General features: G+C 64.6%; 19 protein-coding genes. 5 read left to right on the forward strand and 14 right to left on the reverse strand.

Annotated elements, in window-relative coordinates:
- Positions 1-581: 581 nt before the first annotated feature.
- Entirely contained in the window at positions 582-1,769 is a 1,188-nt protein-coding gene (locus G522_RS26660) for a CCA tRNA nucleotidyltransferase (RefSeq protein ID WP_036839208.1), read from the reverse strand.
- Positions 1,766-2,398 carry an NUDIX hydrolase gene (locus G522_RS26665; protein WP_169453521.1) on the reverse strand — a complete coding sequence of 211 codons (633 nt, stop codon included), beginning with the start codon at positions 2,396-2,398 and terminating at the stop codon, positions 1,766-1,768. The genes G522_RS26660 and G522_RS26665 overlap by 4 nt, the downstream gene beginning before the upstream one ends.
- A 257-nt stretch (positions 2,399-2,655) precedes the next feature.
- On the opposite strand from G522_RS26665, the gene G522_RS0112835 reads away from it, so the two are divergent.
- Genes G522_RS0112835 through G522_RS0112850 form a run of 4 tightly spaced genes read left to right on the forward strand, consistent with a single transcriptional unit; the run spans position 2,656 to position 9,401 of the window.
- The gene (locus G522_RS0112835; RefSeq protein WP_026791393.1) at positions 2,656-3,654 is read left to right on the forward strand and encodes an AAA family ATPase; all 999 of its coding nucleotides are present in this window, start codon (positions 2,656-2,658) and stop codon (positions 3,652-3,654) included.
- A 2-nt stretch (positions 3,655-3,656) separates the two neighbouring features.
- On the forward strand, positions 3,657-4,544 hold the full coding sequence (locus G522_RS0112840) for a DUF58 domain-containing protein (RefSeq protein WP_026791394.1): 888 nt from the start codon (positions 3,657-3,659) through the stop codon (positions 4,542-4,544).
- A complete protein-coding gene (locus G522_RS0112845) occupies positions 4,541-7,312 on the forward strand; it encodes a DUF4159 domain-containing protein (protein WP_026791395.1) in 2,772 nt (923 codons plus the stop codon). The genes G522_RS0112840 and G522_RS0112845 overlap by 4 nt, the downstream gene beginning before the upstream one ends.
- Before the next feature lie 7 nt (positions 7,313-7,319).
- On the forward strand, positions 7,320-9,401 hold the full coding sequence (locus G522_RS0112850; RefSeq protein WP_026791396.1) for a membrane protein: 2,082 nt from the start codon (positions 7,320-7,322) through the stop codon (positions 9,399-9,401).
- 6 nt (positions 9,402-9,407) lie between these two features.
- On the opposite strand, the gene G522_RS0112855 is transcribed toward G522_RS0112850, so the two are convergent.
- The 6 genes from G522_RS0112855 to G522_RS0112880 form a co-directional block, all read right to left on the reverse strand.
- Positions 9,408-9,959, reverse strand: coding sequence for a GNAT family N-acetyltransferase (locus G522_RS0112855; RefSeq protein ID WP_051228590.1), 552 nt, complete (start codon positions 9,957-9,959; stop codon positions 9,408-9,410).
- A 208-nt stretch (positions 9,960-10,167) separates the two neighbouring features.
- On the reverse strand, positions 10,168-11,850 hold the full coding sequence (gene cydC, locus G522_RS26670; protein WP_051228591.1) for a thiol reductant ABC exporter subunit CydC: 1,683 nt from the start codon (positions 11,848-11,850) through the stop codon (positions 10,168-10,170).
- Entirely contained in the window at positions 11,847-13,568 is a 1,722-nt protein-coding gene (gene cydD / locus G522_RS0112865; protein WP_036839213.1) for a thiol reductant ABC exporter subunit CydD, read from the reverse strand. The genes cydC and cydD overlap by 4 nt, the downstream gene beginning before the upstream one ends.
- Positions 13,569-13,774: 206 nt before the next feature.
- Positions 13,775-13,885: a cytochrome bd-I oxidase subunit CydX gene (gene cydX, locus G522_RS29595; RefSeq protein ID WP_026791399.1), complete on the reverse strand. Its 111-nt coding sequence runs from the start codon at positions 13,883-13,885 to the stop codon at positions 13,775-13,777.
- A 16-nt stretch (positions 13,886-13,901) separates the two neighbouring features.
- Positions 13,902-15,053 (reverse strand): cytochrome d ubiquinol oxidase subunit II, encoded by a 1,152-nt coding sequence (gene cydB, locus G522_RS0112875; protein ID WP_026791400.1) that lies wholly within the window; start codon positions 15,051-15,053, stop codon positions 13,902-13,904.
- A gap of 10 nt (positions 15,054-15,063) precedes the next feature.
- Positions 15,064-16,647, reverse strand: a complete 1,584-nt coding sequence (locus G522_RS0112880) for a cytochrome ubiquinol oxidase subunit I (RefSeq protein ID WP_026791401.1) — start codon at positions 16,645-16,647, stop codon at positions 15,064-15,066.
- A 320-nt stretch (positions 16,648-16,967) separates the two neighbouring features.
- On the opposite strand from G522_RS0112880, the gene G522_RS0112885 reads away from it, so the two are divergent.
- Positions 16,968-17,384: an Rrf2 family transcriptional regulator gene (locus G522_RS0112885; protein WP_026791402.1), complete on the forward strand. Its 417-nt coding sequence runs from the start codon at positions 16,968-16,970 to the stop codon at positions 17,382-17,384.
- Positions 17,385-17,408: 24 nt separating this feature from the next.
- Here G522_RS0112885 and G522_RS26675 read toward each other — a convergent pair whose 3' ends face one another.
- From G522_RS26675 to urtA, 6 genes are all read right to left on the reverse strand, one after another.
- Positions 17,409-17,903 (reverse strand): RrF2 family transcriptional regulator, encoded by a 495-nt coding sequence (locus G522_RS26675; RefSeq protein WP_084633159.1) that lies wholly within the window; start codon positions 17,901-17,903, stop codon positions 17,409-17,411.
- Between the two features lie 120 nt (positions 17,904-18,023).
- A complete protein-coding gene (gene urtE, locus G522_RS0112895) occupies positions 18,024-18,719 on the reverse strand; it encodes an urea ABC transporter ATP-binding subunit UrtE (RefSeq protein ID WP_026791403.1) in 696 nt (231 codons plus the stop codon).
- Positions 18,720-18,732: 13 nt separating this feature from the next.
- Positions 18,733-19,485, reverse strand: a complete 753-nt coding sequence (gene urtD / locus G522_RS0112900) for an urea ABC transporter ATP-binding protein UrtD (protein WP_026791404.1) — start codon at positions 19,483-19,485, stop codon at positions 18,733-18,735.
- Entirely contained in the window at positions 19,482-20,627 is a 1,146-nt protein-coding gene (urtC, locus tag G522_RS26680) for an urea ABC transporter permease subunit UrtC (protein WP_036839220.1), read from the reverse strand. Before urtC ends, urtD begins: the two co-directional genes overlap by 4 nt.
- Positions 20,624-22,240, reverse strand: coding sequence for an urea ABC transporter permease subunit UrtB (urtB, locus tag G522_RS0112910; RefSeq protein ID WP_026791405.1), 1,617 nt, complete (start codon positions 22,238-22,240; stop codon positions 20,624-20,626). Before urtB ends, urtC begins: the two co-directional genes overlap by 4 nt.
- Before the next feature lie 290 nt (positions 22,241-22,530).
- Complete coding sequence (gene urtA / locus G522_RS0112915; protein WP_051228592.1) at positions 22,531-23,823, reverse strand: urea ABC transporter substrate-binding protein; 1,293 nt, start codon at positions 23,821-23,823, stop codon at positions 22,531-22,533.
- Positions 23,824-23,869: the final 46 nt, after the last annotated feature.

The following is a 23,869-nucleotide window of genomic DNA, read 5'->3' on the forward strand; positions in this document are numbered from 1 at the left end:
CATGTGTTAAGCCTGCCGCCAGCGTTCGTTCTGAGCCAGGATCAAACTCTCATGTTCAAGAGTTCTTTCCCGAATTCACAAGTTCACTTGACGAGGTCCATTCTAACTCCATCCTCTCGGACAAAGCCAAAACGGTCCTTTTATCAAGAAACGTAAACCCGGTTCTTTAGCTCTTCTTGGCACCAACCTACCCCGAAAGGACAGTCAGTGCCGACGAGCCCTAAGCGCCGGCCACGTTTCTCTTTCTTCCTATTCACTTGTCAAAGAACAGAGAGGAACTAAGCCCCTCAATACCCCGCCGCCCAAAACCCCAACTTACCGCCAGGATCCGGCAACAGAAATCCGCCGGTGCCACGTCGCTGCAGCGCCGCCGTCGATGAACGTGCTTATAGGGGGGCATATCGCCCTTGTCAACACCGACATTTCCGAAGAAAGCCAAACCCGCATAAGTATGAAAACGCGTTGAATAACAAATAGATGTCAATTTTCCAAACGGTCAAAAAACCGTCACACCCCAAGCTTGCGGCGAAAAAAATATCTGAAAATTTCTATCCGCCGCTCGCCGCTCCAAAGACAGGGCGTCAATCGCCGCCAAATGGGTCGACCGGGCAGCCAGCAGCAATCCAAGCCGCCTCCCGACGACGCAGCTCAGCTCCCAAAAGAGGACCCGGAACGTAGCCTTCCACCATTAGCCGAGCAGCGGTCACCGGAGATCGGGGTGGCTTGAAATCCCAAGCCAGGCGAATGAGATCCATCGTCGGCTCTTCACCCCGATGAACCGCCGCCAGAATTAAGGCGGCAAAAGCCACCTCATTGCCCTCCCGAACCACGGCGAAGCGGACGGTTGTCTCATCCATCCGCGCGGCAATTTCCTCCGCCCAGCGAGCAATCGCCTCGATCAGCTTATTCTCCCGTCCGGACAGACGTAGGGCTTCGGCGAGCCTCTGGCGTTCGACGGCAAGCGCCGCCAAACGGGCTTCGAGGCCAAGCGTTCGCTCGCACCGCTCCGCCAGACCGACCACCCGGGAGAATCGCCCAACGGCGCCGCCACCAGGCAGAATGCGGGCGAGGATCGACGTTTCGTCCATGACGGTGAGTGCCACCACCGCACCCGCGGCCGTCACCAGCTTGCGCATCTCCGCGCCGATCCGTTCGCGCGACAGCCGGTCGATTCCATCCTGGAGACGAACCGATGCGTCAAGGCCGACCGCGTCGAGCGCACCGCGGCCATAACCGGCATGGAAGCGGAAGAAGCGCAGGATGCGGAGATAGTCTTCCTCGATGCGTTCGACGGGATCGCCGATGAAGCGGACGTGCCCGGCAAGCGCGTCAGCGATGCCACCGACCGGATCATGCAAACCACCGTCTGCGTCGGCGTAGATGGCGTTCATGGTGAAGTCGCGTCGCCGCGCGTCTCCCACCCAATCGCGGGTGAAAGCGACCACGGCATGCCGGCCGTCGGTCTCGAGATCGGCCCTGAGCGTGGTCACTTCGAAGGGCCGCCCCGACGAGACGACCGTTATCGTGCCGTGCGCAATACCGGTCGGCACGGCCTTGAGACCGGCGGCCGTCACCCGGGCGGCAACCGTCTCGGGCGGCGCAGTGGTTGCGATATCGACGTCGTCGACAGGCACGCCGATCAGTGTATTGCGTACCGCGCCGCCAACCACCCGTGCCCGGTCGCCGTCCTGTTCGACCGCCGCGATCACCCGCTGGAAGGCGGGGTCGGCGAGGAATGGCGCGCCAGCGATCGAGGCAGGCAGGTTCATCGAAACACTTCCTCATAGAAGCGGCGCAAGATATTGCCTGTCACGCCCCAGATGCGATGGCGGCCATACTGCAGCGAGAAAAAATGTCGCCGGCCGCTCGCATGTTCGAAGAATTCTTCGCGATGGTTGCCGGGGTCGAGCACGAAGTCGAGCGGGACCGAGAACACCTCCGCCACCTCCCCGGGGTTGGGCACAAGGGCCGGCGTGCCATCGACAAGACCGATCACCGGAAACACCCGGAAACCGGACGGCGTTGGATAAGGTGCAAGCAGACCGACCGGCTGCACCGCCGACGGAAGAAGACCGACTTCTTCTTCCGCCTCGCGCAAGGCGGCCTCGACCGGCGAGGCATCATCCGGATCGATCTTGCCGCCGGGCAAGGCCACCTCGCCGGAATGAACGCGCAGGCTATCGTTACGCCTGATCATGATGAGATCCAGACCGCTGGACTTCGGCCGGCCAACGAGGCCGATCAGCACCGCCGCATCGCGGAGCGGCTCGCTGGAAGCGGCAAGGCTCGCCGCCACTCGCCCTTCCCCGGATGCCCGTAACGCGCCGGCAGTCGATAGCGGCCGCATTCGGCCGGCCCTGGCAAGGATTTCGGCCGCTCCCACTTCGTCTACGATCACGCCTGCCTCCCGGCTAGTCGTGCCTGCCTTGATTTTGCTTGCCTCATGGGTTGAAACCAGATCCGGCATTATCGCCGAAAGGTGATGCGCCGCGCGGCGGGAGATGTCAAACTCGACCGATGGGCGCAAGCTCATCGGATATTGAGCAAGAACAAGAGGCCGCGAAAGCGGGTTCCGGCGCCAAGCGGCGCCCGCGAAGCGAAAGCCAAGGGCGGAAGCCCGCCGGCGACTGAGGAAGAAAAATGGAGCAATCCGCGATGGACGCAGACATGAAAACGGCCACCGACGCCGTAGCCGAGGCGGACGCCGCCTTCGCGCGGCTCTCGGCCGTGCGCGCCGCCATCGCCCGCGTCATCTTCGGGCAAGAGGCGGCCGTCGAAGCGGCGTTGGTGACGCTGCTCTCCGGCGGTCATGGTCTGATCGTCGGCGTGCCGGGCCTGGCCAAGACCAAGCTGGTCGAGACGCTGGCCATCGTACTCGGCCTCAGCGAACGGCGCATCCAGTTCACACCCGACCTGATGCCCTCCGACATTCTCGGTTCGGAAGTGCTCGATCAGGCAGCCGATGGCAGCCGCTCCTTCCGCTTCATCCGTGGCCCGGTGTTCGCTCAACTGGTCATGGCCGACGAGATCAACCGCGCCTCCCCCCGCACCCAATCGGCCCTCCTGCAGGCCATGCAGGAGCACCATGTGACGGTGGCCGGTGTCCGCTACGATCTTCCGGCGCCCTTTCATGTTCTCGCGACGCAGAATCCCCTTGAGCAGGAAGGTACCTATCCGCTGCCAGAGGCTCAGCTCGACCGATTCCTGCTGGAGATCGACCTTGACTATCCCGATCGCGACACCGAGCGGCGCATCCTGATCGAAACCACCGGCCGCGACGAGGCGACGGCGGAGCGGCTGCTTGCCGACGGCGAGCTTCAGAATCTGCAGGCTCTGGTCCGCCGCATGCCAGTCGGCGATCGGGTCGTGGAGGCGATTCTCGACCTGGTGCGCGGCGCCCGCCCCGGTGCCGACCTCGCGCCGGATGCCGCCCGCGACATCGCCTGGGGTCCCGGCCCTCGCGCCGCCCAATCGCTGATGCTGGCCGTCCGCGCCCGTGCCCTTCTGACCGGTCGCTACGCGCCGTCGCTTGATGACGTTGCCGCTCTGGCGGTTCCGGTGCTGAAACACCGCATGGCGCTGACCTTTGAAGCGCGCGCCCGCCGCCGCGCCGTTGCCGAAGTGATCGGCCTCATCCTCGAAAAGGCGATCTGAGCATGGCGGGCCACGACGCCCTGACGCCGGAAGGCGTCGCCGCAGCGCGGGGCTTGGCTGCCGCCCTGCCCGACCTTCTCGTCGATGCGCGGCGGGTGGCTGGCACGGTCGCAGCCGGCTGGCATGGGCGTCGCCGGGCCGGTCCTGGTGAAGACTTCTGGCAATTCCGCCCGTTTCTGTCCGGCGAATCCATGCGTGGCATCGACTGGCGGCGGTCGGCCCGCGACGAAACGCTCTATGTACGCGAGCGCGAGCGTGAGAACGCGCATACCGTCTGGCTGTGGGTCGATCTCTCGGCGTCGATGGATTTTCGCTCCGAACTCGCCATGACGAGCAAGCAGAATTTAGCACTGACCTTCGCCCTGGCTTTGGCCGAACTGTTGTCGCGCGCCGGCGAACGGGTCGGTCTCGTCGGTGATGCCGAGCCGACCGCCCGGCGTGACGGCGCTGAGGTGATCGCCATGAAACTCGCTCGCCTTGGCAGCGTTGATCCAAGCCATGCGCCGACAACCATGCGACGCCGCGACGACGCAGTGCTCATCTCCGACTTCCTCGGTCCGCAGGCGCAGCGCGATTCGCTGTTTACCGATCTGGCCACGCTCGAAAGCCGTGTCCACCTGGTGGAGATCGTCGATCCGATCGAGGAAACCTTTCCCTTCGCGGGTCGTGTCGACTTTGTCGATCCCGAGAGCGGCGCCCACCTCACGGCCGGCCGCGCCGAGGCTTGGCGCGAGACTTACCTCGCCAGCCGGGCTGATCATCGGCAGCGCCTCGTTTCCGCCCGCCGCCCGGGCTGGAGCCACACGCTTGCCCGCACCGACCGACCGGCGACCGAAACGCTGATTGCTCTCTGCGGCCAGCTTACGGCGCCGGAGGGGGGCGGACTATGAGCGGCCTTTCCTTTGCCGCGCCGCTGGCGCTCATCGGCCTTCTGGCCCTGCCGGCTATCTGGTGGCTCCTGAAGGCGACGCCACCGCGCCCGATCACTCGCCTTTTCCCGCCACTCGCCTTGATCGTTCGCCCCAAGCGCGACGAAGAGACGCCAGTCCGTACGCCCTGGTGGCTGATGGCCCTGCGTCTGCTTATTGCCGGCCTGATCGTCTTGGCCGTTGCCGGACCGACGCTTCAGCCAGCCGAGCGCATCGTCCGGGGTGGAGGTCCTCTTTGGCTGGTCGTCGATAACGGTGCCAGCGCCGCCCCCGACTGGCAGGAGCGCCGCACCACTGCCGCCGCGATTCTATCGGAGGCCGGCGATGCCGGACGGCCGGTGCTGCTGATTGCCACCGCTGACGGGCCGGACACTATCGGTGCACAAACCTCGGCGGCCGAGGCAATCCGACGTCTCAATGCCCTCAGCCCGCGCGCCATTTTGCCCGATCGCGCAACGCTTCTGCCTGCCCTTGACCGTTTGGCCGCGAGCACTCCGCCAGGCGAGATCGTCGCCCTGCCGGAACCGGGCGATAACGGCACGGCGCATGATTTCCTCTCCGGTCTTGCCCGGCTCGCCGGATCGGCGCCAGTGACGCTCGCCGTCTCCAGTCGGCCGGCACCGCTGGCGATCGATGGCGTCGAACAGGACGGTGCCGCCGTTACCATCCATCTTCGGCGACCGGCAGCCGGTGCATCGGTTGCGAGCAGCCTTCGCCTCCTCGATCGCAAGGGGCGTCTTCTCGACGAGCGACCCTTTACTCTGGCAGCCAGCGAGGTCAAAGCCGATGTTCGCTTCGACCTACCGCTCGAAATCCGCAACGACATTGCCCGCGCCGAAGTGGCGAGTGGCAATTCGGCGCTGGGTGTTCATCTCCTCGACGATCGCTGGCGCCGCCGATCGGTCGCCATCGTCACCGCGACCAGCAGCGACGCAGCACGGCCGCTGATCGCGCCGGAATATTTCCTCGAAAAAGCGCTCGCTCCCTTTGCCGAGGTGACGGTTTCCGGTCAGGGCGCTCTGTCGGACGCCCTTAAGGCGGCGATCGAAACGCGGCCAGCGGCCATCCTGGTTGCCGATGCCGGTCGCTTCAGTGCCGGAGAAGCCGCCTTCGCGCGCGCCTTCATGGAAAAGGGCGGCGTGCTCATCCGCTTTGCCGGGCCGCGGCTCGCCGCCTCGGACGAGACCCAGGTACCCGCTCCCCTCCGCCGGGGCGACCGCGCGCTCGGCGGCTCGCTCTCCTGGAGCAAGCCGCAATCGCTCGGCAGCTTTTCCGAAAACGGCCCCTATGCCGGCCTCACCGTTCCCGGCGATGTGACGGTCAACCGGCAGGTGCTGGCCGAGCCGGGCGTCGATCTTGCCGACCGGACTTGGGCCAGCCTGTCCGACGGCACGCCGCTGGTCACCGCCTCTCGTGTCGGCGCCGGCTGGTTGGTGCTGTTCCATGTCACGGCCGATACCCGCTGGTCCAACCTGCCCATCTCCGGCGCATTCGTGGAGATGCTGCGCCGAACCGTCGCCCTGGGCTCGGCCGGCGCTGGCACGCGCGATATCGGCGGCAATGCCGTGCTGCCTCCGCTGTCGCTTCTCGACGGCTATGGCCGCCCGGCCGCGCCGACGGCCGGCGTCACCGGACTCCGTGAGACGGATATTGCCGCGATCCGTCCCTCACGCTCCACGCCCCCCGGCCTTTATGGCAGCGATGATGGCTTCCGCGCCCTCAATCCGCTGAAACCGGACATGACCTACCTGCCGCCCGACCTCTCCGGTCTGCCCGGCAGCGTTCACCGTACCGGCCTCGCCACCGAGGCGGCAATCGACCTGTCGTCCTTCGGCTTCGGTCTCGCCTTCCTGCTTCTGCTGATCGACGGTCTCGCCGTCACCGCGCTGGCCGGCGGGTTCAAGCGGCGATGGCCCGCCGCAGCCGCCGTCATGATCGGTCTCGCTCTTCTTCTATCTCCGCCGCATGCCCGTGCCGCCGACGACGCGCGCCTTCTGGAAGCGCTGTCGGCAACCCGACTCGCTTATGTCGAAACCGGCATCGCCGATATCGACGAAACCAGCCGGGCCGGTCTTTCGACACTATCGCGCTTCATTGCCAACCACTCATCGCTGGAGCCGGGCGAACCCATGGCGGTCGACCCGGAACATGATGAACTCTCGGTCTTTCCGCTGATCTATTGGCCCATCGACAGTTCGGCGCCCATGCCATCCGCCGCCGCCATGGCCCGCGTCGAAGCATTCATGAAGGATGGCGGCACCGTCCTGTTCGACAGTCGCGATGACGCCGACTTCTCCGTCGCTTCGCCCAACACCGCGCGGCTACGCGACATGCTGGCAACCATCGACGTACCGCCGCTCGAACCGGTGCCGTCCAACCACGTGCTCACCAAGTCCTTCTATCTCCTCGGCGCCTTCCCTGGTCGAACCGAAGGGTCACCGTTGTGGGTCGAGGCGCCCGACGACGAAAGCGAAAACGACACCGGCGAGGCGCGCCCGGTTCGCGCCACCGATGGCGTGTCTCCCATTCTGATTACCGGCAATGATCTTGCCGGCGCCTGGGCGGCCGACGAGGCAGGGTCTTTCCTGCATCCGCTGGTTCCCGGCTCTCCGCGCCAGCGCGAATTCGCCTTCCGTTCCGGCCTCAACATCGTCATGTACGTCCTGACCGGCAGCTACAAGGCCGACCAGGTGCACGTGCCCGCCCTCCTCGAACGGCTGGGGGAATGAGGCCGTCATGATCTGGTCGATCGCCTTCGCGCCGCTCCTGCCCATCCCCGTCCTCATCGGCGGTGGCATCGTTGCGCTCGCCGTTCTCGCCTTGATGGCCTTCCGTCGCCGACGCGGCGTACTGCTCAGAGCTCTTGCGCTTGCTCTCCTCCTTCTCGGTGCGGCAAGGCCGGAACTCGTCGCTGAAGATCGCAAGGTACTGCCGTCCGTGGTGGCTCTGGTTGCCGATCGCAGCGCCTCGCAGTCGCTAGCCAGCCGACCCGCCGACACCGACGCCGCCTATGCGGCGCTGAAGGAGCGACTGTCCCACCTCGCCGGTGTCGAACTGCGCGAAGTACCGGCCGCCGCCACCGACAACGCCGACGGCACGCGCCTTTTCGCCGACGTTGCCCGGGCACTCTCCGACGTGCCGGCCGACCGGATCGGGGGCGTCGCCGTCATCACCGACGGCAGGATCCATGACGTGCCGAAGGATGTCGCGAGCCTCGGCTTTTCGGCGCCCTTGCATGTGCTCGTCACCGGCGATCCCGGTGAATATGACCGCCGCATCGAGCTGACCTCCAGTCCGAAATTCGCGCTCGTCCGCTCGACGCAGCGCCTCAGCTTCCGCCTCGTTGACGACGGACGATCGCCGGATAACGCGCCGGTGCCGGTGATCGTCCGCCGCGACGGCGAGACGGTGGCAACCGTTACCATGGCGCCGGGCGAAGAACGCTCTGTCGATGTCGCCATACCCCATGCCGGCAACAACATCGTCGAGGTGGAGGCGCCGCCGCTCTCCGGCGAAATCTCGCCCCTCAACAACGCCGAAGTCGCCGTCATCGACGGCGTGCGACAGGCACTGCGGGTGCTGCTGGTTTCTGGCGAACCGCACGCCGGCGAACGCACATGGCGCAACCTCTTGAAGTCCGATGCGTCCGTCGATCTCGTCCATTTCACCATCCTGCGCCCGCCGGAGAAGCAGGATGGAACGCCGATCGACGAACTGTCGCTGATCGCCTTCCCCACCCGCGAGCTGTTCGACGAGAAGATCAATGACTTCGACCTGATCATTTTCGACCGCTACGAGAAGCGCGGCGTGCTGCCGCTGCTCTACTTCGATAACATCGCCCGCTATGTCACCGACGGCGGCGCGCTGCTGATGGCCGCCGGCCCCGATCCGCTCAATTCCGATAGTGTCTACGACAGCCCGCTCGCGCCCCTGCTTCCGGCGACCCCAGACGGCAACGTCATCGAGGCGCCGTTCCGGCCGACCGTGACCGCCCTCGGGGCGCGCCATCCGGTGACGGCCGATCTACCAGGCGGCAACGTCGATCCGCCCCGCTGGTCGCGCTGGTTCCGCATGGTCGAAACCCGCGAGAATCGTGGCGACGCGCTGATGTCCGGTCCGGACGGCAAACCACTCTTGGTGCTGTCTCGCGAGGGCAAGGGCCGCGTTGCCATGCTACTCAGCGACCAGGTGTGGCTGTGGGCGCGCGGCTTCGAAGGCGGCGGTCCGCATGCTGAATTGCTGCGCAACGTCGCTCATTGGCTGATGAGCGAGCCGGAACTCGAAGAGGAGGCGCTTCGTCTCTCAGGGGAAGCCGGCCGCCTCACCGTCGAGCGGCGCACCTTGAAGGATGCCGCCGCGCCGGTAACCGTCACCTTCCCCGACGGCTCGGAACAGCGAATCGCTAACCTCTCGCCACTCGGCCCCGGCCGCTTCGGTGCGACGATCGCCACGCCGCTCCCCGGCCTCTACAAGGCGAGTGACGGTACACTGACCGCCCTTGCCCATGTCGGCCCCGCCAACCCGCGTGAATTCCGGGCGCTCGTCTCGACCATCGAGCCGACCAAGCCGATCGCCCAGGCAACCGGCGGCACGGCAATGCGGCTCAGGGCAGAAGCGGGCGGACCACTCTCCATTCCCACCGTCGCGATGCGTCGGTCGGCGGCCGGCACCTATTCGGGCGACGGCTGGATCGGCTTCAAGGCGTCGGACGCCTACGAGATCGCCGGTATCGAGACGGTGCCGGTCTACCTCGGGCTTCTCGCCGCGGCCTTATTGCTGCTGGCCGTCGGCGGTCTTTGGTGGCGGGAAAGCCGGTAAGGGAGCTCAGGCAGCCGGACCGGTCGCTTTCACTGGACCGGCGACGCCCTCGGAAGCGCCTGGGGCCAGTTCCGCCCACAACAGGCGGGCCGGATCGACCGGTCCCGGCAGTTGCAGCCGGCCAGCCGGAACGACGCGGAACCCGAACGGCCAGTAATAGGGAAGGTCGCCGACCAGCACGACCAGCCGGTGGTGCCGCTGACGCGCCGCTTCCACCGAAAGCCGCATCAGCGCCTTGCCGACACCGAGGCTCTTGAGGGCCGGCAAAACCGCGAGCGGACCGAGCAGCAGTGCCGGCGTATCGCCCACCGAGATGGCGGTGAGCCGCACCGAGCCGATGACATTTCCCCGGTAAACGGCGACGAGGCTGGTCGGGCCGTCCGGCGCATGGCCTTCCCGCAGACGAAAGGCGGTACGGCTGTAGCGACCCGGGCCGAAAGTTACGTCGTGAATGGCATCAATGGCGGCGGCGTCGCCGGTCTCTTCCGGGCGGAAGACGACATCCTCAAGCGCAAAGGTATCGATGGAGCGGGCGAGCGAGAGATCGATGGCGGTCATGTCGAACCGTGAAAAAGTGGGGTGCGGCGCCATCAATCCGCAGACCCCGAGGGCCGACCGATCAGGCGCAGGAAGACGCGAAAGCGCGCTCAAAAGCGCGTGCGTCGCGTCGTCGTCGCTGATCGTGGCCGAGGAGCATCCAACTCTCCGAAAAGGTTCGCCGCCCCTTAGCATGGCGACGGCCGCCGCACAAGCGCTGCACCCTCCGTCAGACTGCGGACGGCGTGCGATTCGCGACGACTCGCCCGGCATCGACCTCCACCACGCGGTCCATACGGTGAAGCGCGGCGCGAGCATGGGTGATCAGGATCACCGTCCGCCCGGCCATCCTATCGAGCACTCGGTCGAGGACGGTGGCTTCGGTGTCCGGATCGAGCCCTTCCCCTGGCTCGTCGAGGATGAGGATATCCGGGTCCACCAGCAGCAGGCGAGCAATGGCAACGCGACGCGCCTCACCGCCCGACAGCGTGGTGCCGGCGACGCCGACCGGCGTTGCCAACCCCTGCGGCAACCTGGCAACGAAGTCGGCAAGACTGGCCGCCTCGATAGCCGCGGCCAGTTCGGTTGCCGTTGCCGAGGGACTACCGAGACGGAGGTTCTCCTCGAGCGTCAGGGTGAAGAGATGCGGCTTCTGCGGCACGACGCCGACTGTCCGGCGCACATCGGCGAGCGCGAGGTCGGTGAGCGCTACGCCACCGAGCCGGATTTCCCCGACGTCGGGATCGCGCAGCCTTGCAAGCAAAGCCGCGACCGATGACTTGCCGGCGCCGCTCTCGCCAACCAGCGCCACATGACTGCCGAAGGGAATATCGAGGCTGACATGATCGAGGGCCGGCCGGAGGCCGCCGGGGTAACGAAGCGTTACACCATCAAGGCGAAGGTCGCGTCCCTCAGGCAACGGTCTGGGATTTGCCGGTTCGATAACCGGCGGCTTGCGATCGAGAATGGCGAACAGCCGCCGTGCCGAAGCGAGTGTCGAAGAAAAGCCCAGAAAGGCCGCCGGCAGCCCCATGAAGACCTCGGCGGCCGACAACGACAGCAGCGCCGCCATGGCAAGGTCTGGACCAGCCATCCGGCCGGCGACAACCAGCGGAACGCCGACGGCAAGCGCCACGATCAGCGCCAGATCGCCGGAGAGACGGCCCAGCGCCTGCCCAAACGCCGCTCGGCGGGCAAGCTGGCGCTCGGCTTGGACCAGGGACGCCATTGCCACGACAAGCCGGTCGCGATGACCGGCAAAGGCACCCGTGATCATGAGCGGCATCAGACCGGAGAGATCGTCGACGACCAGCCGGCGAAGCTCGGCCGAACGCGCCGTTAGCGCGCGGCCGGGACCGGCTGCCGCCACGGAAGCGAGTGCCGGCGCCAGCAGGCCACAGCCGATCAGAACCGCCAGCACGCCGGCTGCCAACCGCCCGTCATGAAGGAAAAGCACCAACCCGACGACGGCAAGCGTCAGCAAGGCGACCATCAGCGGCGACAGAAACCGCAGGAAGGTCAGCTCCAACCGGTCGATATCGGCCTTGAGCCGAGCCAAGAGATCGCCCGAGCGGAGGTCGTCGAGGGCAGCCGGGGCGAGCGGCACCATCCTGGCGAACAGGTGGGCTCGTGTGTCGGCAAGAAGGCGCAAGGTCGCCTCATGGCCGACCACCCGATCGATGTAGCGACCGCCGGTACGCAGGATGGCCAGCGCCCGGATGATCGCCGCCGGCGTAAAATAGTTCATGGTTGCGCCGGCAAGGCCGGCCGCCGCCATGGCGGTGATGAACCAGCCGGAGGTCGCCATCAGCCCGACATTGGCGAGCGTTGCCACCAGCGACACCAGCATGGACAGAAGAATCCAGCCGACGTGTCGCCGATAGAGGCCAAGGAGACGGAGCAGATCTTTCACGCCCTACCCTCGCCTTCCAGCGTCGCCAACATGGCGCCAAATGCGCCGCCGCGCGCTTTGAGCTCGGCCGGGCTCCCTTCCTCGATCAGCTGCCCGCCGGCAAGAACAAGAACTCGGTCGGCAGTCTCCACCGTGCGCAGACGATGGGCGATGGTAAGGCGCGTGCGGCCGGCCGAAAGGGCGGCGATCGCTTCCCCCACCGCCGCCTCGGTGGCGGCATCGAGATGGGCAGTGGGCTCGTCCATCAACACGAGTGGCGCCGGGGCGAGCAGGGCGCGGGCCAGCATCAACCGCTGCGCCTCGCCACCGGACAGGCCGGCGCCGCCTTCGCCGAGCCGGCTTTCCACACCGTTGGGCAGACGAGCGACGAATTCATCGGCGCGGGCGGCTCCGAGCGCTGCTGCCACATTGCCCGGCCTGCCCATGGCGATATTCTCGACGATCGTGGCATCGAACAGGAAAGCGCGCTGCGGTAAAAAGGCGATGTGACGGCGAACGTCGTCAAGGTCGAGGGAGGCAAGTGGTTGGCCGTCGATCAGGATGGTGCCGGCCAAAGGCTCCAGGAACCCAGCGATCAGCGACAGGATGGTCGACTTGCCGGCGCCGCTCTCGCCAACGATCGCCACCTGCTCGCCGGCACGGACTTCGAAGCTGACACCATCGAGGGCAAGACGGCCGTCCCCGTAGCCGGCCGAGACATTGTCGAAACGGACCGATACTGCCTTATCCGCGACAAGCCGTTCGTCTCCGTTTTTCCGGGGCGCCGGTTTGGCCAGAAAATCGGCCAGCCGCTCGGCGGCAGCCACCGCTTCCATGCGGGCGTGCCGCTCGACGCCGAGCGTCCGAAGCGGCGCATAGAACAATGGAGCGAGGAGCAGGACGGTGAGACCGTCGATGAAGGCGATCTCGCCCCACAGCAGGCGGAAGCCCACCAACACTGCCGTCACCGCGATGGAGACGGTGGCAAAGAATTCCAGCACCAGCGCCGACAGGAAGGCGAGACGCAGCACTTTCATGGTCTCGCGTCGGTAGCCGTCGGCAGTCCGGGCCACCAAGGCCACCTCACGCTTGGCCGCGCCGAGCAGCACCAGATCGGCAAGGCCGGCCACCGCGTCCAGGAGATGGCCACCGAGCCGCGCCATCGAGGCCCATTGCCGTTGGTTGGCCCGCTCGGCCGAGCGGCCGGCCAGCACCATGAACATGGGCAAAAGCGGTAGAGTCACAGCGAACACGACGGCCGAGCGCCAATCGACCGGCAGCACGGCAAGCAAGATGGCGACGGGCAGCACGGCGACGGTGGCGGTGGCTGGCAGCCATTGCCGCCAATAAGGCTCGATACCGGCAACAGCGTCGGTGAGCGTTGTCACAAGATCGCCGGTGGCGGTGCCTGAAAGCCGCACCGGCCCAAGCGTAGCGACCTGATCAAGAAGGCGGGCGAACAAGCCCTGTCGTGCCCGCGCCGCTGCCTCGAATCCGACCAGTGCCCCGGCATAACCGATGACCGCTTTGAGGGCCGCAATCCCAAGGAGCTGCAGAAGCCAGGGAAGGATGGCGGCGAAGTCAGCGTCGCGAAAAACCACGGCATCGATAATGCGCGCAGTGATGAAGGCGGCGGCCACGCCGAGCAGGCCTTCGGCAACGGCTGTGGCGAGAAGCAGCGCCGTTTCCTTGCGTACACCAGCCGAAAGATCGTCGAGCAGGGTCTCGGGTTTACTCATAAAACAGGCCGGTGACGAGATATGGCAAGCCGGAGTGCCATGCGCCGACGGGAACCGCAAGGGCGCGGGTCTTCACTTGGGCGCGATTGAAGCAAAGAGGCGGCCGGCATGGTGGGCGGGACGACCATGCCAGCCGCTCTGAAATGGCCGGGGAAGACAGAGGCCGGCCTTGAACGGCGCGGCGAGTTGTCGCCGTGCCGGATGGCTCACTTGGACGCGTCGATATCGAGACCGTCCTGGAATTCGAACCACATGACGTTGATCACGCCGATCGCAGCCGCGGCCGTGACGCCAAGGATCCAGGCAAAATACCACATTGTCCTCTCTCCTCTGTCAGTAAGCCGAATGCGAGCGGGCGCCGATGTCTTCGGCGGTCACGCGGCCCCACATGCGCCAGTAGCACCACACAGTGTAGGCCAGCACGATCGGCAGGAAGATGATCACGGCCCAGAACATGACGTTGAGCGTCAGATGGCTGGATGTGGCATCCCACATGGTCAGGCTGGCATTGGGGTCGAGGCTCGACGGCATCACGAAGGGGAACATCGAGAGGCCGGCGGTGCCGATGATACCGGCAATGCCGAGCGCCGACGTTACGAAGGCAAGACCGGGCCGGTTGGCTTTCGCAAGAAGCGCGGTGAGAAGCGGCCCGACAAGGCCAATCACCGGCGCCAGCATGGTAATCGGCATCTTGGTGTAGATGTCGAACCAGGCACCCGGCGCCACAACCACCTGCTTGCCGAGCGGGTTGGGCAGAGCGTCCAGCGCCGGCTGAGACACGATGCGATAGCCATCGATACGCAGCCAGACCCAAACGCCGGCAATGGCGAACAGCAGGGTGATCACCGGCGATAGCCGAACAACCAGCGCCCGAGCCCGTACCGCCACTTCGCCCGAAGCGCGGAGCTGCAGCCAGACCGCGCCATGAGCAGCCAGCATGCCGAGTGAAATGAGGCCGGCCAGAAGCGCGAAGGGGTTGAGTAGCGGTAGAAGCGCGAAGATGAACGAGCCCTCGTAGTGAGCACGCAGGATCTCGTCGAGCCGGAAAGGCACGCCCTGCAGAAGGTTACCGAAGGCGACGCCGAAGATCAGCGCCGGGATCGCGCCACCGGCAAACAAGGCCCAGTCCCAGGTCGACCGCCACTTCGGATTGTCGAGCTTCGAGCGATAGTCGAAGCCGACCGGCCGGAAGAACAGCGCGAACAGCACCAGGAGCATGGCCATGTAGAAGCCGGAGAAGGCCGCTGCATAAACCATCGGCCAGGCGGCGAACAGAGCGCCGCCGGCGGTGATCAGCCACACCTGGTTGCCGTCCCAATGCGGGCCGACCGTGTTGATGGCGATGCGCCGCTCGGCATCGGTCTTGGCGATAAACGGCAGGAGCGAACCGACGCCCATATCCATGCCGTCGGTGATGGCAAACCCGATCAGCAGCGCGCCGACGAGGATCCACCAAATGAACTTCAGGGTTTCATAATCGAACATGGCGGGTTCCTCATTCTGCCGCCGCGACGCGGATCGATCCCGGCGTCTGGGTCTCGAAATGATAGCGGCCGGTACCGAGCGAGCTCGGGCCGAGGCGGGCGAACTTGAACATCAGGAAGGCTTCGACGACCAGCAGGCAGGTGTAGAGCACCAGGAAGCCGGTCAGCGAGAAGATGAGGTCGGTCGTCGTGAGGCTGGACGTGCCGAGGAAGGTCGGCAGCACCTCACCGATCGCCCAGGGCTGACGGCCGAATTCGGCGACGAACCAGCCGAGTTCGCAAGCGAGCCAAGGCAGCGGGATGGCGAACAGCGCCGCCCTCAGCAGCCAGCGATTGTTCTCATGGCTACGCCGAGCGCTGACATAGAAGGCCGAACCGAAGATAATCAACATGATGAAGCCGAAGCCGACCATGAAGCGGAAGGCCCAGAACAGCGGCCATACCTTGGGAATGGTACCGTCGGCCGCAGCCTGGATCTGTTCCTCGGTGGCGGTGGCCGGATCAGCGACGAACTGCTTCAGGAGAAGGCCGAAGCCGATATCCTTGGCGTGGGCATCGAAGACGGCGCGGGTTTCCGGCGTTTTGTCGCCGGCGCGGATCTTCATCATCGCCGCATAACCTTCCTGGCCGGAACGGATACGGGCAAGATGCTCTTCGCGCAGGTCGTTGAGGCCGTGGACCGGCTTGTCGAGCGACCGGGTGGCAATCAGACCCAACGCATACGGGATCTCGATTGTACCCTTGGTGGCCTTCTCCTCCTGCGACGGGAAGCCGATCAGGTTGAAGGGAGCGGGCGCAGGCTGGGTCGTCCACTCGCCTTCGATGGCAGCGAGCTTTACCTTCTGCACGTCGCCGAGCTCGTAGCCGCTCTCGTCACCGAGCACGATGACGGAAAGACAGGATGCAAGACCGAAGCCGGCGGCAACCGCGAACGACCGCTTGGCGAACGCAATGTCGCGGCCCTTGAGCAGATACCAGGACGAAATGCCGAGCACGAACATCGAGGCCGTGGTGTAGCCGGCGGCGACCGTGTGCACGAACTTCACCTGTGCCACAGGATTGAACAGCACCTCGGCGAAGGACTGCATCTCCATGCGCATCGTCTCGGGCGAGAACAGCGAGCCGACCGGGTTCTGCATCCAGCCGTTGGCGACCAGGATCCAGAGGGCGGACAGGTTGGAGCCTAACGCCGTCAGGAAGGTAACGCCGAGATGCTGGCGGCGGCTGAGTTTTTCCCAGCCGAGGAAGAACAGACCAACGAAGGTCGATTCCAGGAAGAAGGCCATCAGGCCTTCGATCGCCAGCGGCGCGCCGAAAATGTCGCCGACATAATGCGAATAGTAAGACCAGTTGGTTCCGAACTGGAACTCCATGGTCAGACCGGTGGTAACGCCAAGGGCAAAGTTGATGCCGAACAGCTTGCCCCAGAACTTCGTCATGTCCCGGTAGATTTCCTTGCCGGTCATCACATAGACGGTTTCCATGATGACCAGCAGCCAGGCAAGCCCCAGCGTCAAAGGCACAAAAATGAAGTGGTACATTGCCGTCGCGGCAAACTGCCAACGCGACAACTCCACGAATGTCTGATCGAACATGATGGCCGACATCCTCTCAGCGAAGGCAATCCGCGGGCACCTGTCGTGCTCGGACCGCCACGATCTTCCTCAAGGGTTCGCCACGTCGCCGGCAGACCGGCTGGAGGCAGAACTCGTCGATCCGGAGGACAGGCAGGCAGCGTCAACCATACGCTTCCGGCGGCAACCACCGACAGCGACGGCATGAACGACCATCATATTTGCGACCCCCGTGGCCGGCTGATACCGGCGGACCGTCGGAATCCCCCTCCGACAATCGACATGGACAGAACTAACGACATAAATGTATACAGTCAATATACCTTTGGAGGAAGGCTGCTTTGAAAATCAACGCCGTGACCCATGGCGCCCTACGTATTTTGATGATCTGTGGTGACGGCGAAGCGGTGACCTTGCCGGAAATGGCGAGCCGGCTCGGCATGCCCGAAGCACGCGTCATCCGGTCCTGCAGCGCACTCGCCCGCGCCGGCCTGCTGGTCAGCCGTCGCGGTCGTGGCGGCGGCTATCGCCTTGGCCGGCCAGCGGCCGATATTTCGGTATTGGCGGTGATCGATCTGTTCGAGCCGGAGAATGACATGCGGGTCTGCGGCCGCGCCGACACGAACGCCTGCCAGAACTGCCCGTTGGCCGGGGTTTGCGCCGATGCCTATCGTGCGATGCGTGATGAGTTGGCGTCGATCTCCGTTGCCGACATTCTTATCAGCCACGGCCGTGCGCACACAGTCGAAACCTCTTAGCCAGCGAGAATCGCGGCCAATCGGTCAAGCACGGGCGACAGGCGCCTCTGAGCCACAAATAACGGCTGAGACAGACTGCGCCGGACCAGCTTCATCGAGCAACGCTCGGAACTCCGCCTCGTTGCCGGCAACATCGGCGAGGGTCAGCCGGTCGAGAACATCGAGGAATGCATCGGTTGCCCGACGCAGCACCAAGCTCATGCGGCAGCGATCCACCAGAGGGCAGGTATTGGTCTCTGGATCGAGGCACTCGACCACCGACAGACCATCCTCGGTACGGCGGACGACCTCTCCCAGCGGAATCGATGCCGCTGACTTCTTCAGACGGAAGCCGCCCCCGTTGCCACGCACCGTCTCGAGATAACCCCAGGTACCGAGCTGGTGGACACATTTGACGAGATGCGACTGCGGCAGATCGAAAGCCTCGGCCACCTCGCGGATGGTGGTGAGACGCGGCGAGCGAGCAGCCGCCGCCAGGAGCACGCGCAGCGAATAGTTGGAATAGCTGGTCAGTCGCATACCGCCCCCCGCGCATTCCGCTTGCGTCAGAATGCCCTGCGAGGGATCGCACGCTCCAGGCAGTTTTTCAAGACTGTCCATCCGGACAGGGTCAGGCGAGAGTATCACCTCGCCGGTTGCTCAGACCGCTATTTTGCCGCGCACAGCCTGTTCATCCATGCTGTCGCGGCTGCCCGCCATGACCACCTCGCCACGCTCCATGACCACGAAATCGTCGGCGAGATCCTTGGCGAAGTCGAAGTACTGCTCCACCAGAACAATGGCCATGTCGCCCTGCCGGCGCAGAAACGCGATGGCATGGCCGATATCCTTGATGATCGACGGCTGGATGCCCTCGGTCGGCTCATCGAGAACCAGAAGGCGTGGCCGGGTGACCAGCGCCCGGCCGATGGCGAGCTGCTGCTGCTGGCCGCCCGAAAGATCGCCACCGCGCCGACGCAGCATGTCCTTCAGCACCGGAAACAGGTCGTAGACCATGTCGGGCACGTAGCGATCGGCGCGCTTCAGCGTGGCAAACCCTGTCAGAAGGTTCTCTTCCACCGTCAACAAGGGAAAGATCTCACGCCCCTGCGGCACGATGGCGACGCCGCGCCGCACCCGCTCGTAGGGTGTAAGGCCGACGAGGTCATCGCCATCGAGGCGAATCGCCCCGCTGGAGATCGACTGCAACCCGGCGATAGCCCGCATCAACGAGGTCTTGCCGACACCGTTGCGCCCAAGCACCGCCGTGACACGCCCTGCGGCGGCCGACAGCGATACCTTTCGCAGCGCCTGGGCGGCGCCATAGTGGAGGTCGACGGCTTCGACGTTCAGCATGCTCTCCGTTCCTTCACCGTCCGAGATAGACCTCGATGACCTTCGGATTGGCCGATACGGTATCGAGCGATCCCTCGGCCAGCACCGACCCCTCGTGCAGCACCGTTACCTTCACCCCGAGGGCACGGACGAAGGTCATGTCATGTTCGACCACCACGACCGATTGGGTCTTGGCGATTTCCTTGAGAAGGATTGCCGTTTCCGTCGTCTCCGCGTCGGTCATGCCGGCGGCCGGCTCGTCGACCAGCAGAAGGCGCGGCTCCTGGGCGAGCAGCATGCCGATTTCCAGCCACTGCTTCTGGCCGTGCGACAGTCGGGCGGCGAGGAGGTCGCGCTTGTCCGCGAGGCGAATGGTCGCAAGCAGCGTATCGATGCGCTGCTGCTCGGCGGCCGAACGGCTGTGAAACAGGGCAGCAAAGGCGCCGCGCCGCGCCTTCAATGCCAGCGCGATATTGTCCTCGACGCTATGGCTTTCGAACACCGTCGGCTTCTGGAACTTGCGGCCGATGCCCAGATTGGCGATCGCTGCTTCGTCGAGGCGTGTCAGATCGACGGAGCCGTCGAACAGCACGTCACCGGTGTCCGGCCGCGTCTTGCCGGTGATGATGTCCATCATCGTCGTCTTGCCGGCGCCGTTGGGACCAATGATCGCCCGCATTTCGCCCGGCTCCAGCACCAGCGACAGCCGATTGATCGCTCGGAAGCCATCGAAAGAAACCGAGACGTCATCGAGATAGAGCAGCGAGCCCTCCGCCTTGTCGGTCATGCTGCCTCTCCCGCCTGTCGTCCGGAACCGTCCACGTCCGGCGCCGGCTTTGCCCTCCGGCTAACAACCCTGTCCCACAGGCCAACGATGCCGCGCGGCAGGAATAGCGTCACCACCACGAACAAGGCACCGAGCGCATAGAGCCAGATCTCGGGCAAGACGCCGGTGAACCAGGTTTTGCCGAAATTGACGGCCACCGCGCCGATGAGCGGGCCGATGAGCGTGCCGCGTCCGCCGACCGCCACCCAGATCACCGCTTCGATGGAGGCAGAGGGATCAAATTCGGACGGATTGATGATGCCGACCTGCGGCACGTAGAGCGCGCCGGCGACACCGGCCATCACGGCGCTGAGCGTCCACACGAACAGCTTGTAGTGCTCGACGCGGTAACCGATGAACCGGGTGCGGCTCTCGGCATCGCGGATGGCCACCAGCACCTTGCCCAGTTTGGAGCGCACGACCGCCGATGCAACGACAAAGCCGAGCGCCAGCATCAGCGCCGAGGCGGCGAACAACGCGGCACGGGTGCCCGGCGCCTGGATCGGAAAGCCGAGGATATCCTTGAAATCGGTCAGGCCGTTGTTGCCCCCGAAGCCCATGTCATTGCGGAAGAAGGCGAGCAGCAGCGCGTAGGTGAGCGCCTGGGTGATGATCGAGAGATAGACGCCGGTGACACGGCTCCGGAACGACAGCCAGCCGAACAGCAAGGCGATCACCCCGGGTACCAGCACCACCATCAGGAAGGCGTACCAGGCCATGTCGAAGCCCTGCCAGAACCAGGGCAGTTCCTTCCAGTTGAGAAACACCATGAAATCGGGCAGCATCGGGTCGGCATAGACGCCGCGCGCGCCGATCTGTCGCATCAGATACATGCCCATGGCATAGCCACCGAGCGCGAAGAAGGCACCGTGGCCGAGCGACAGGATGCCGCAATAGCCCCAGACGAGGTCGACCGACAACGCCAGGAGTGCGTAGGTCAGATACTTGCCGCAAAGGGTGAGCTGGTAGGTGGAGACATGGAAGGCACTGCCTTCCGGTACCAAGAGGTTGCCCGCCGGGACAAGCAGGGCGAGCACAACGAGCAGGATAACGACGATGCGCCCGCGCCGGTCGAGGCTATCGACGAGGAATGAAATGATCATGCTTCCACCGCCCTGCCCTTCAGGGCGAACAGACCTCGCGGCCGCTTCTGAATGAACAGGATGATGGCGACCAAGAGGATGATCTTGCCGAGCACGGCACCGGCATAAGGCTCCAGCACCTTGTTGGCGACGCCGAGCGTCAGCGCGCCGACCAGCGTGCCCCAGAGGTTACCGACACCGCCGAACACCACCACCATGAAGCTGTCGATGATGTAGCCACGCCCAAGGTTGGGCGACACGTTGTCGATCTGGCTGAGCGCCACGCCGGCCAGGCCCGCGATACCCGAGCCGAGGCCGAAGGTCAGCGCGTCGACCAAAGGGGTCCGGATGCCGACGGCGGCAGCCATCTGGCGATTCTGCGTCACGGCCCGCATTTCGAGCCCAAGCCGGGTCCGCTTCAATACGGCGATCAGCGCAAGAAATACGGCGACGGCAAACAGGATGATCCAGAGACGCGTCCAGGTGATCTGGATGTCGCCCACCGAGAATGAGCCCGACATCCACGAGGGATTGCCGACTTCACGATTGTTGGCACCATAAATCGAGCGCACGGTCTGCTGCAGGATGAGCGACACGCCCCAGGTGGCCAGAAGCGTTTCGAGCGGCCGACCATAGAGCCAGCGAATGACCAGGCGTTCGATCAGAATGCCGGCGAGCGCGGCGGTCAAAAAGGCAACAGGCAAGGCGATCAGCAGCGAATAATCGAACAGGCCCGGCCAGGAGGTGCGGATGACCTCCTGCACCGTGAAAGTGGCATAGGCGCCCAGCATCACCATCTCGCCGTGCGCCATGTTGATGACCCCCATGACGCCGAAGGTGATGGCAAGACCGATGGCAGCGAGCAACAGCACCGAGCCGAGCGACAGACCGTACCAGAGGTTCTGGCCGATATCCCACAGCATCAGCCGGCTCTCGATGGCCGCCACGGCCTTGCGGGCGGCATCGCCAACTGCACCTTCGGTGGACGTATAGCCGGAGAGGAAGCCGAGAGCGTCACGACTGCCGAGATCGGCGATGGCGGCGATGGCAGCCACCTTGTCGGCCTCGGACGCGCTGGAAGCCAGCAGTGCGGTGGCACGCGCTGCCATCATCATCGCCCGGATATCCGCGACTGTCTCAGTGGCGATCGCCTGATTGAGGACCGGAATAGCAGCGGCGTCGGCCGATTTCATCACCGCCTCGGCCGCTGCCCTGCGCACCGCCGGATCGGGGCTGATCAGCGTCAACGCCCCCACTGCCGAAGCAATCGTTCGGCGGATGCGATTGTTGACTTTGACCTTCTCGACAGTCGCCTTAGGCGCTAGCCCGGCGTCGGAACCGGTTACCGGATCGGTGAGACGAAAGTCCGTGCCAGCCTTGTCGGCAAAGAACACCGCGCCATCAGCCTTGCGCACCACCAATTCACCATTGCCCAGACGATCGAGGACAGCCGGTACACGATCGTCACCGCTGGCAGCAAGATTGGCGATGGCTTTCTCCAGATCGTCGAAGCCGCCTGCCCCAAGTGCGACGATACGGGACGAAAGGTCGGTATCGGCGATGCGGCTGGCGAGTGCCGGCTGAAAGCTGACGATCAGCGCGAACAGAATAGTGAAAAGGCGGAAGAAGCTCATGGCATGTCCGTTTCGGCCTGAGACCGCTGAAGCATTCGTTTGACGGTCCGGCGCATCTGATCAGCGGAGTCCAAGGATTCGGCTCCGACAATTGCGTCCGCCGATACTTTCGCCCGGAGCATATGTCGGAGCCTAAAGAGAGACCCGTAATCACTTGTTTGGGATATATTTTTTAAGCGCATATTTGAGGTTCAGCTTATCTGTACGTCATCCAAATGCCGAACCGCTCCGTTGGTCCATCGATCCCGTCCGGGGCCAGGGGCAGCCCCGGACGGGGGGAGTGCGGGTGATCAGGAATTGCCGCCGCACTTGCCCGTGACGACATTGAAGTTGCCGCAGGACAGCGGCTTGCGCCAATCGGAAATCAGGTCCTTCGAGCCCTCGAGGTAGTCCGACCACTCGTCGCCCACCACGGGTGCCGTCTTCGAGACAATATCGAACTGCCCATTGTCCTGGATCTCGCCGATCAGCACCGGCTTGGTGATGTGATGGTTCGGCATGATGGTGGCATAACCGCCCGACAGGTTCGGTACGGTGGTTCCAACCAGCGTATCGATTACCGTGTCGGTATTGGTGGTCCCGGCCGCTTCCACCGCCTTCACCCAGGCATTGAAGCCGATATAGGTGGCTTCCATCGGGTCGTTGGTGGTGCGCTTATCGTTCTTGATGAACTTGTGCCAGCCGTCGATGAAGGCGGCATTGGCTTCGCTATCGATCGACTCGAAGTAGTTCCAAGCGGCAAGGTGACCGACCAATGGCTTGGTATCGATGCCGGCCAGTTCCTCTTCGCCGACTGAGAAGGCGACCACCGGAATGTCTTCAGCCTTGATGCCCTGGCTGGCGAGCTCCTTGTAGAAGGGAACGTTGGCGTCGCCATTGATGGTGGAGACGACGGCGGTCTTCTTGCCAGCCGAACCGAACTTCTTGATGTCGGCGACGATCGACTGCCAGTCTGAATGGCCGAACGGCGTGTAATTGATCATGATGTCGTCGGCGGCCACGCCCTTGGCCTTGAGGTAGGCTTCAAGGATCTTGTTGGTGGTCCGCGGATAGACATAGTCGGTGCCCGCCAGCACCCAGCGCTGAACGCCTTCTTCCTTCATCAGGTAGTCGACGGCGGGAATGGCCTGCTGGTTGGGGGCGGCGCCGGTGTAGAAGACATTCCGCTCCGACTCCTCGCCTTCGTACTGGACGGGATAGAACAGGATCGAGTTGAGCTCCTTGAACACCGGCAGCACCGACTTGCGGCTGACCGACGTCCAGCAGCCGAACACCACCGACACCTTGTCCTGCGAGATCAGCTCGCGTGCCTTTTCGGCAAACAGCGGCCAGTTGGAAGCCGGATCGACCACCACCGCCTCGAGTTTCTTGCCGAGTACACCACCCTTCTTGTTCTGCTCGTCGATGAGATAGAGGACCGTGTCCTTCAGCGTCGTCTCGGAAATGGCCATGGTACCCGACAGCGAATGCAGCACGCCGACCTTGATGGTGTCGTCGGCAGCGTAACCAGCCATCGTGGAAGCGAGAAGCGCGCCGAGAACGGCAGCAAGCGTCATGCGACGCCGATCGAAGATCTGCGACATCTGTGGTTCCCCGTTTTTCTGGAGGCCGAGGCCCCTTGCCCCGTCT

The sequence above is a fragment of the Pleomorphomonas oryzae DSM 16300 genome (assembly GCF_000422965.1).
GTDB classification, from domain to species: Bacteria; Pseudomonadota; Alphaproteobacteria; order Rhizobiales; family Pleomorphomonadaceae; genus Pleomorphomonas; species Pleomorphomonas oryzae.